The sequence below is a fragment of the Micromonospora globispora genome (genome assembly GCF_003857015.1).
GTDB classification, from domain to species: Bacteria; Actinomycetota; Actinomycetes; order Mycobacteriales; family Micromonosporaceae; genus Micromonospora; species Micromonospora globispora.
Genome location: NZ_QGGF01000453.1, coordinates 1 through 8,028 on the forward strand (window position 1 = coordinate 1; position 8,028 = coordinate 8,028).

Consider the following 8,028-nt stretch of genomic DNA (forward strand, 5'->3'; position numbering starts at 1 on the left):
GTGAACCCCAACCGCTGGGCCGCCTTGATCACGCGCAGCACGGTGACCGCCTCCGCTGGATAGAGCCGGTGCCCGCCCAGGCTCCGGTCCGGCGGCGGCAGGAGACCGCGCCGCTCGTAATAGCGCAGGGTCTGCGGGTGTACCCCGGCCGCGGCGGCCAGCGCGCCGCTGCGCAACCGGCTCACCGCTCCGTCCCCCGACCTCGCCCACGGTCGGCGAGCCCGTCCAGGATCTCCTCCTGGCCCACCGGCACGCGGACCTCCACCGCGACGGCGTCAGGCGTGGCGGAGACGTCGAAGGTGAAAAAGGAACAGCAGGCGGACTCGCGGGCGACCAGGTCGCGGACCACCGCCTCGGTGCCGGCTGCCAACTCCCAGCGCATTGCCGTCGGCGACAGCCGCCGCTGACTGCGCAACGCCGTCGCGAACAACTCGTCGAACTCGGCCACCCGCAGCGGCCGTAGCGCGGTGGGCAGGGTGCACGCCTCGGGCACCCATCCCTCGTCAATAGGGCTCATGGCTCGACGGTAAGCCCGTACCCGGGTACCGGATGCAAGCCCCGAGCGCAGCCGCCCCTGATCAGGACCGCAGATGGACGGTGGCGGGCTCCCGAGCGCCCGGGAGCCCGCCAGCGTACGGGTCACTTCCGGAACGACGCCCGCACGTCCTGGCCGGGTTGCCGCCCGCCGGTCTGCCGGGCCCGCGCCGTGCTCTGCTGGCTGGCGCCCTCCGCCCGCATCCGCTCGTTGTCAGTGACGTCGCCCATCCGCTCCTTGGCGGCGCCGGTCAGCTCCTGGGCCTTGTTCTTCGCCTTCTCGGTGAAGCTCATCGGACTCCCCTTCGCTGCCGTGCTGCTCCGGGCCGTTCGGCCCGCTCCCCCGGTGCCTCCCCGGCCAACTGCCGGTGAAACGCCGGCCTGTCGGCGGGGCCGCGGACACCATCGCTGCGCCGTCCTAGGACACTAGGTGAACGGGGAAACGTCCGGCCTGGTTAACTGGACGAATGGGAGAGATCCTGCTGATCCGCCACGGCGAGACCACCTGGAGTGCCAGCCACCGGCACACCTCGTACACCGATCTGGAGCTCACCCCCGACGGCGAGCGGCAGGCCAAGGCGCTCGGTGTGATGCTCGCCGGCCGGCGGTTCGTCCGGGTGCTCTCCAGCCCGCGGCAGCGGGCGCTGCGCACCGCCCACCTGGCCGGCCTGCACGTCGACGCCGCCGACCCCGACCTGGCCGAGTGGAACTACGGCGAGTACGAGGGAATCACCACCGCCGACATCCACGAGGACCATCCGCACTGGAATCTCTGGACCGACGGCTCCCCCGGCGGTGAGTTACCGGCGCAGGTCGGCGAGCGGCTCGACCGGGTGCTCGCCCGGGTCGCTCCCCTGCTCGACCGGGGCAACGTCGCGGTGGTCGGCCACGGGCACAGCCTGCGGGTGCTCGGCGCCCGCTGGATCGGCCTGCCCCCGTCCGCCGGTGGCCTGCTGCGGCTGGACACCACCACCGTCAGCGTGCTCGGTCACGAGCACGGACGGCGGGTCATCCAACGTTGGAACCAGCCGGCTCCGCCGCCGCCCGCGAGCGCCCCCGACCGGGCAGCTCGGCACTGATCCGGGGCGGTGTGGCCGCGTCACAAACGATCGGCGCCGGTTCAGCGGCGCTGAAACCGGAGCCGATCACGGCGAGGCCGCTCGCAGGATCAGAGGTAGCGCGAGGCCTCGTCGAGGAAGCGCTGCGCGTAGCGGTCCGCCGGAATGTCCCCAAGGTAGTACTTCTTGAGTTCCCGGCGCGTAGCGGCGAGGGGGTCGCTGCCGAGGAGGTCGTCGAGGGCGGCGTCGAGTCCCTGCAGCCGGCCGCCGTACGCATCGATCACGTAGCCCGCCCGCGCAATCGGGAACGCCTCCGGGAACTGGTCCGCCGGCACCGAGACGGCAACCATCACGAAGGGCTTCTCCGAGTACAGGTACTCCGCCACCACGCTTGATACATCCGACACCATCGCGTCCGACGCGTTGAAGCAGTCTGCGACCGTCATCGCCACCTCAGCCTCGGCTCCGAGGACGTGTGGCCGTCCGCTCGCCCGGCGGTCGCCAGCCAGCAGCGTCCGGATGCGCTCACACTCGCGGGTCAACTCGGCGGACCGCCGGCTGTATGGATGCGGTCGGAAGACCACGCTGCACCCTCGAGCGACGAGCGCCTTGACGATGTCGTAGCCGACGAGCAGCGACGAATAGTTGGAGTCGGCATAGAAGCCGGCCCACGTCGGCGCGTACAGGACTCGAGGGTTGGCGACCGAGGCGATCGGCCCGGTGGCGATGGCGACGTTCTCCACCTGAGGCCGCCCGACGATGGTGAACATCTCTGCGGGCATGCTTACGCCGTTGGCCGCGAACCGGTCGATCGCGGCCTGGCCGGCGACGAAGTTCTTGTCGTAGACCCGGAAGACCGGGTTATGACTCGGCACCTTGTCGCTGTCGCCGTGGTTCAACTGGATGTGCGTCAGGTTTGTATACCGGACAACGTGGTTGTTCATCGTCGCGGTATTGACGTAGAAGGCTGCCCGTAGCGACGGGGAGATGACATCGTCAAGCTGGTTCAGCCCCATCCGCAGTACCACCGGGGCCTTCGTGAGACCCACCACCTCATGGAAGGTGGTTTGGCTGCGAACCAGAACAAAGAACTTCTTGCCGAGGCGTTCCAGGTAGGGCAACCACATCGCGAGCTGGTAGGCGGTGCCGGCGGGTGCGTCCCAGTGCACGAGAAAGACCGGCTCGTAGGCGGTCAGCGCGGCATGCAGTTTCGTCTCACTGCTGCGCCGCGCCCGCACCCGCGTCAGGGCCTGCAACCCGGTGAACAGGGCCAACCCGAGCGTCGCGCTGGCTGCCGCCAGCGCGATCACCCCAGAGATGTTGGTGAACGCGCAGACCAGTACCACGAGAACCGCACCACCGTTGACCAGCGCGACGCGGCTCGTGTTGGGCCTACGGTCAGGCCGTGAGCCGCTTCCGGACAGGTTGGCCGAGACGGGGTAGACAGCATCGGACACGGCCGCCAACAGCGGCTCGCTGAGAACCGCCAGGGCTGCGACGGCGACACCACCGGCCAAGGCGGGATCAAGACTGCCGTGTACTGCGCCGAGCACGTACGCGCAGGCGAGCAGGAGGATGCGCGCCACAACGGACGTTTCGGCGGACACCGAACCGCCACGCCACGTCCAGGCCAGCAGACCGAGCGCGAGAGCGGCCGGGAGAAGCGCCCAGAGGCGGGAGTTTCCCACCGCCGCCAGCAGCAGAGCGGCAAGGGCCATCACCTCGGCCCCCGAGGCGGGCAGTCGCGCCCCCGCGGCCGACGTCCGCGCCTCCGCCAGCCATCCGGCGAACCGGGACCGCACCCATCGGTACATCTCATCCTCCCGTTGACGACATGCAGAGCGATTCGCGGGCCGAGGCACGGACAGAACCCGCCACAGGCCCGACGTCCGCTCATGGTCCGGATTCCACGTCCGCACAATCAGGGTTGGATCCTAGATCCGCTCCGGGGCGGTCGGCCGCCCCGTGGGTGGCCCGTTCGTCGACTTTTTCGGCCCGTTTGGCGCGATCTTGTCCGCCTGCCGGGAGCGCTCACCGATGACCACATGCGACTGAGCCAGCCGTCCCCGGCCGGCGACGGCGGCGATCATCGCTCGCTGAGCGGGGTCAACCCGCCTGCGAACCCCTTGACTCAGCTGGGATGCCACGGAGCCGGTGCTGATTCACGGGCTCCGGGCTGACCTTCGGCGGTCGGTTCTCGTACGGCGTGGAGAGGACCACCGTCGTGCGGGTGGTGACGTTGGCGGCGGTACGGATCTCCTGCAGCACCCGCTCCAGGTCCGCCGGGCCGGCCACCCGGACCAGCAGAAGATAGAAGTCCTCCCCCGCCACCGAGTAGCACGAGTCGATCTCGGGCAGGTGGGCCAGCCGCTCCGGCGCGTCGTCGGGCTGCGACGGGTCGAACGGGCGGATCGCCACGAACGCGGTCAGCGGCAGGTCGAGGGCCTCGAACGAGACCCGCGCGGCGTACCCCTTGATGACGCCGCGCTGCTCCAGCCGGCGGACCCGCTGGTGCACGGCGGACACCGACAGACCCACCTTCTCGGCGAGGTCCGTGTACGACAGCCGACCGTCGCCGGTCAACGCGGCGACGATGGCACGGTCGATCTCCTCCACGGGCTGCAACCTACCCGCAAACGCGGGTCGCTGCCTCCCCGGGCCACCCTGCGTGACGCTCAGCGGGCCGTCCGGTCGCGCACCGCGTCCGCGGCGTAGTTGAGCACCTCGGCCATGTCGTCCTCGTCGAGGAACGGCAGGTCGGTGAGGATATCGGTCACCGTCATCCCCTCGGCCATCATCGCCAGCAGCGTGGCGACAGGGATGCGCGACTGCCGCACGCAGGGCGCACCCCCCATGACGTCGGGGTCGACGGTGATCCGCGGGAAGGCCATCGCCCCAGGCTAGTGACCCTCGGCGTAATTTTCGCCCGGGCGATGTCGAGTCGGGCCACCGCCCGAACGTCAGCTAGTCGAGTGGGTGGCACCCGGCCGCCCGGACCGAACGAGGAGAGACACGTGCGCTACACGATGGTGATCTGGGGCGACGACTCGACCGGAAAGGACCCGGCACTGATCGACGAGGTCGACGCCTGGTGGCAGAAGTGGCACGCCGCGGGCAAGGTCGTCCGGGGCGGCGCCAAGCTCGACTCCCCGCACGTCGCGAGAACCGTCAGCCGGGGCGCGGACGGCCAGCCGGTGGTGACCGACGGCCCGTACCTTGAACTGAAGGAGATCATCGGCGGGTACATCCACCTCGAGGCCGACGATTTCGACGAAACGGTCGCGGTTGCGGCCACCTGGCCGGCCATCGCCGCCGGCTACACCGTCGAGGTGCGTCCGATCGTGGGCTAGGCGACGAGGCGGCGGGCGAGCAGCTCGCGTTCGGCCGGGTTGGTGGCCAGCGCGAGCGCCCGCCGGGTCGCCTCGACCGCCTCGCCGTCGCGCCCGAGCGCCCGCAGCAGCTCCGCCCGGGTGGCATGCCAGAGCCGGTAGCCGGTCAGCCGGTCGGCGAGATCGTCGACCTCGGCGAGGGCGACCGCCGGCCCGTGGGTGTAGCGGCTCACGACGGCGCGGCCGAGTCGTACCACGGGGGTCGGCTGCAGCTCGGCCAGCCGGTCGTAGAGGGACCGCACCGCCACCCAGTCGGTCCGGTCGTACGACGGGGCCACGGCGTGCTGCGCGGCGATGGCCGCCTGCAGCTGGTACGGGCCCGGCGGGCCCAGGCGGGCGGCGCGACGCAGGCGGGCCACCGCGGCGGCGATGAGGGCCGTGTCCCAGCGACCGCGGTCCTGCTCCTCGAGCAGGACGATCCGGCCCGCGGCATCGAACCGGGCCCCGGCGCGGGCCTCGTGCAGCTCCAGCAACGCGGCCAGGCCGGCCGCCTCCGGCTCGGTCGGCATCAGGTCGGCGAGCTGGCGGGCCAGGTCGAGCCCCTCCCGGGCCAGCTCCCGCCGCTGCGGCGCCTCCGTCGACGAGGCGAGGTAGCCCTCGTTGAAGACCAGGTACACCACCGTGAGGACGGACGGCAGGCGCCGGCCGTACTCCTCCGGCGGCGGCAGGTCGAAGCGGACGTCGCGCTCGCGCAGCTGCCGCTTCGCCCGGACCAGGCGCTGGGCCATCGTCGCGGTGGGGACCAGGTACGCGGCGGCGATCTGCTCGGCCGACAGGCCGCTGACCACGTTGAGGGTCAGCGCCACCTGGGACGGCTCGGGCAGGGCCGGGTGACAGCACGCGAGGACCAGCGCCAGCCGGTCGTCGCCGGTCGGCTCGGCCGGCGGCGTGTGCCCGAGGGTGGCCAGCTTCTCCCGGCCCGTGGCGTCCCGACGCAGCCGATCCAGGGCCTTTCGCCAGGCGACCGTGACCAGCCAACCCGAGGGGTTGTCCGGTACGCCGTCGGAGGGCCAGCGCCGCAGTGCCTCTCCGACGGCGTCCTGGAGGGCCTCCTCGGCCCGGTCCAGCTCTCCGAGCCGGCGGGTCAGCACGCCGAGCATGCTGCACGCCTCGGCCCGCCAGACGCGGTCGAGTGCCGCCCTCGCCTCGGTCACCGGCACAGGCTACGGGCGTGCTCAGCCCTTGGCGAGGGCGCGGGAGATGACCATCCGCTGGATCTGGTTGGTGCCCTCGACGATCTGGAGCACCTTCGCCTCCCGCATGTACCGCTCGACCGGGTGGTCGGCGACGTAGCCGGCGCCGCCGAGCACCTGCACCGCGTCGGTGGTCACCCGCATCGCCACGTCGGTGGCGAAGAGCTTCGCCTTCGCCGCCTCGATCGAGTACGGCCGGCCGGCGTCGCGCAGCCGGGCGGCGGCGAGCGTCAGGGCCCGGGCGGCGGAGATCTGGGTGGCCATATCGGCGAGGTTGAAGCCGAGCCCCTGGAAGTCGATGATCGCCCGGCCGAACTGCTGCCGCTCCTTCGCGTAGCCGACGGCGTAGTCCAGCGCCGCCTGGGCCAGCCCGACGGCGCAGGCGGCGATGCCAAGCCGGCCCGAGTCCAGCGCCGACATGGCAATGGTGAAGCCCGTCCCCTCGCCGCCGATCAGCCGGTCGGCCGGTACCCGGGCGTCGTCGAACGCGATCTGCGCGACCGGGGACGCGTGCAGGCCCATGGTGCGCTCGGCGGCCTGCGGGTGGATGCCCGGGGTGTTCCGGTCGGCGAGCAGGCAGGAGATGCCCTTCGGGCCGGGCCCGCCGGTGCGGCAGAAGATGTTGTAGAAGTCGGCGACCCGGGCGTGGGTGATCCACGCCTTGGTGCCGGAGACCACGTACGCGTCACCGTCGCGGACCGCCCTCGTGGTCATGGCGGCGGCGTCGGAGCCGCCCTGCGGCTCGGAGAGGCAGTACGCCCCGAGCAGTTCGCCGCCGATCATGTCGGGCAGGAGCTTGCGCTGCTCGTCGGTGCCGAACTGGGCCACCGGGTAGCAGGAGAGGGTGTGCACGCTGACCGCCTCGGCGACGGCGAGCCAGCGGCCGGCGAGGATCTCCAGCACCTGCAGGTAGACCTCGTACGGCTGGGCGGCGCCGCCGTACTCCTCGGGGTAGGGCAGGCCGAGCAGGCCGGCCCGGCCCAGGGTGCGCAGCACCTCACGGGGGAACTCGGCGCGCTCCTCGAAGTCGGCCGCCTTCGGGGCGAGTTCCCGGTCGGCGATTTCGGTGGCGAGGTCCAGCAGGTCGTGGGCCTCGTCGGTGGGGAGGATCCGGTCGACGTTCATAGCGCGATGAGCTCCGTGGGGGTGGTGTTGAGCCGTTGCACGCCGTCCGTTGTGCAGACGACGATGTCCTCGATCCGGGCGCCGTGCCGCCCGGCCAGGTAGATGCCGGGTTCGATGGAGAACGCCATACCGGCCTCCAACGGCCGGGGATTGCCGGCCACGACGTACGGCTCCTCGTGGCCGTCCAGGCCGATGCCGTGCCCGGTGCGGTGCAGGAAGGCATCGCCGTACCCGGCGGCGGCGATGACGTCGCGGGCCACCGCGTCGACCGCCTCGGCGGTCACCCCGGGGCGGACCGCCGCCACCGCGGCCCGCTGCGCCTTTTGCAGTACCGCGTAGTAGTCGGTGAACTCCGCCGGGGCGGGGCCGCCGGCGACGTAGGTGCGGGTGCAGTCGGATCGGTACCCGGACGGCATGGTGCCGCCGATGTCCACCACCACCGGCTCGCCGGCGCCGATCGGCCGGTCGGAGGTGCCGTGGTGCGGGCTGGCCCCGTTCGGACCGGCCGCGACGATCACGAAGTCGACGGTCACGTGGCCGGCGGCACGGATGGCCGCCGCGATGTCGGTGGCCACCTCGGCCTCGGTGCGGCCGGGGCGCAGCCACTCCCCCATCCGGGTGTGCACCGCGTCGATCGCCGCGCCCGCCTCGGCCAGGGCGGCCACCTCGGCGGGTTGGGACACGACATCCTCCCGGATCTGCTCGAACGGTGGCCCCTACCAGTTTGAC

The 8,028-nt window shown here is 71.8% G+C and carries 10 protein-coding genes and 1 pseudogene; 2 read left to right on the forward strand and 9 right to left on the reverse strand.

Features of this window, described 5'->3' with window-relative positions; genetic code table 11:
- The 3 genes from DKL51_RS24280 to DKL51_RS24290 all read right to left on the reverse strand — a co-directional run.
- On the reverse strand, positions 1–185 hold a 185-nt coding region (locus DKL51_RS24280; protein WP_124812546.1), incomplete at its 3' end, for a MerR family transcriptional regulator.
- Positions 182–517, reverse strand: a complete 336-nt coding sequence (locus tag DKL51_RS24285) for a hypothetical protein (RefSeq protein ID WP_109943957.1) — start codon at positions 515–517, stop codon at positions 182–184. The genes DKL51_RS24280 and DKL51_RS24285, both read right to left, overlap by 4 nt.
- A 122-nt stretch (positions 518–639) precedes the next feature.
- Positions 640–828, reverse strand: a complete 189-nt coding sequence (locus DKL51_RS24290) for a CsbD family protein (protein ID WP_109943956.1) — start codon at positions 826–828, stop codon at positions 640–642.
- Positions 829–1,001: 173 nt separating this feature from the next.
- Here DKL51_RS24290 and DKL51_RS24295 point away from each other — a divergent pair, with 173 nt between their 5' ends.
- Complete coding sequence (locus DKL51_RS24295; RefSeq protein WP_109943955.1) at positions 1,002–1,613, forward strand: histidine phosphatase family protein; 612 nt, start codon at positions 1,002–1,004, stop codon at positions 1,611–1,613.
- Between the two features lie 89 nt (positions 1,614–1,702).
- On the opposite strand, the gene DKL51_RS24300 is transcribed toward DKL51_RS24295, so the two are convergent.
- The 3 genes from DKL51_RS24300 to DKL51_RS24310 all read right to left on the reverse strand — a co-directional run bounded on the left by DKL51_RS24300 (position 1,703) and on the right by DKL51_RS24310 (position 4,483).
- Positions 1,703–3,406, reverse strand: coding sequence for a CDP-glycerol glycerophosphotransferase family protein (locus DKL51_RS24300; protein WP_109943954.1), 1,704 nt, complete (start codon positions 3,404–3,406; stop codon positions 1,703–1,705).
- 292 nt (positions 3,407–3,698) lie between these two features.
- Complete coding sequence (locus tag DKL51_RS24305) at positions 3,699–4,208, reverse strand: Lrp/AsnC family transcriptional regulator (protein ID WP_109943953.1); 510 nt, start codon at positions 4,206–4,208, stop codon at positions 3,699–3,701.
- A gap of 59 nt (positions 4,209–4,267) precedes the next feature.
- On the reverse strand, positions 4,268–4,483 hold the full coding sequence (locus DKL51_RS24310; protein ID WP_109943952.1) for a DUF433 domain-containing protein: 216 nt from the start codon (positions 4,481–4,483) through the stop codon (positions 4,268–4,270).
- 123 nt (positions 4,484–4,606) lie between these two features.
- Between DKL51_RS24310 and DKL51_RS24315 the strand changes: the two genes are divergently transcribed.
- On the forward strand, positions 4,607–4,942 hold the full coding sequence (locus DKL51_RS24315) for a YciI family protein (protein WP_124812547.1): 336 nt from the start codon (positions 4,607–4,609) through the stop codon (positions 4,940–4,942).
- Here DKL51_RS24315 and DKL51_RS24320 read toward each other — a convergent pair.
- The 3 genes and pseudogenes from DKL51_RS24320 to DKL51_RS24330 all read right to left on the reverse strand — a co-directional run.
- Positions 4,939–6,135 carry an RNA polymerase sigma factor gene (locus DKL51_RS24320; RefSeq protein ID WP_260428650.1) on the reverse strand — a complete coding sequence of 399 codons (1,197 nt, stop codon included), beginning with the start codon at positions 6,133–6,135 and terminating at the stop codon, positions 4,939–4,941. The genes DKL51_RS24315 and DKL51_RS24320 overlap by 4 nt on opposite strands.
- A 21-nt stretch (positions 6,136–6,156) precedes the next feature.
- Positions 6,157–7,299 carry an acyl-CoA dehydrogenase family protein gene (locus tag DKL51_RS24325; protein ID WP_109943951.1) on the reverse strand — a complete coding sequence of 381 codons (1,143 nt, stop codon included), beginning with the start codon at positions 7,297–7,299 and terminating at the stop codon, positions 6,157–6,159.
- A pseudogene (locus DKL51_RS24330) lies at positions 7,296–7,985 on the reverse strand (M24 family metallopeptidase); the annotation flags it as partial. The pseudogene DKL51_RS24330 and the gene DKL51_RS24325, both read right to left, overlap by 4 nt.
- Positions 7,986–8,028: the final 43 nt, after the last annotated feature.

Excerpts from the sequence above, each read along its gene's own strand:
- DKL51_RS24290 (WP_109943956.1), bottom strand. The coding sequence starts at position 828 with ATGAGCTTCACCGAGAAGGCGAAGAACAAGGCCCAGGAGCTGACCGGC.
- DKL51_RS24285 (WP_109943957.1), bottom strand. The coding sequence starts at position 517 with ATGAGCCCTATTGACGAGGGATGGGTGCCCGAGGCGTGCACCCTGCCC.
- DKL51_RS24310 (WP_109943952.1), bottom strand. The coding sequence starts at position 4,483 with ATGGCCTTCCCGCGGATCACCGTCGACCCCGACGTCATGGGGGGTGCG.
- DKL51_RS24300 (WP_109943954.1), bottom strand. The coding sequence starts at position 3,406 with ATGTACCGATGGGTGCGGTCCCGGTTCGCCGGATGGCTGGCGGAGGCG.
- DKL51_RS24295 (WP_109943955.1), top strand. The coding sequence starts at position 1,002 with ATGGGAGAGATCCTGCTGATCCGCCACGGCGAGACCACCTGGAGTGCC.
- DKL51_RS24325 (WP_109943951.1), bottom strand. The coding sequence starts at position 7,299 with ATGAACGTCGACCGGATCCTCCCCACCGACGAGGCCCACGACCTGCTG.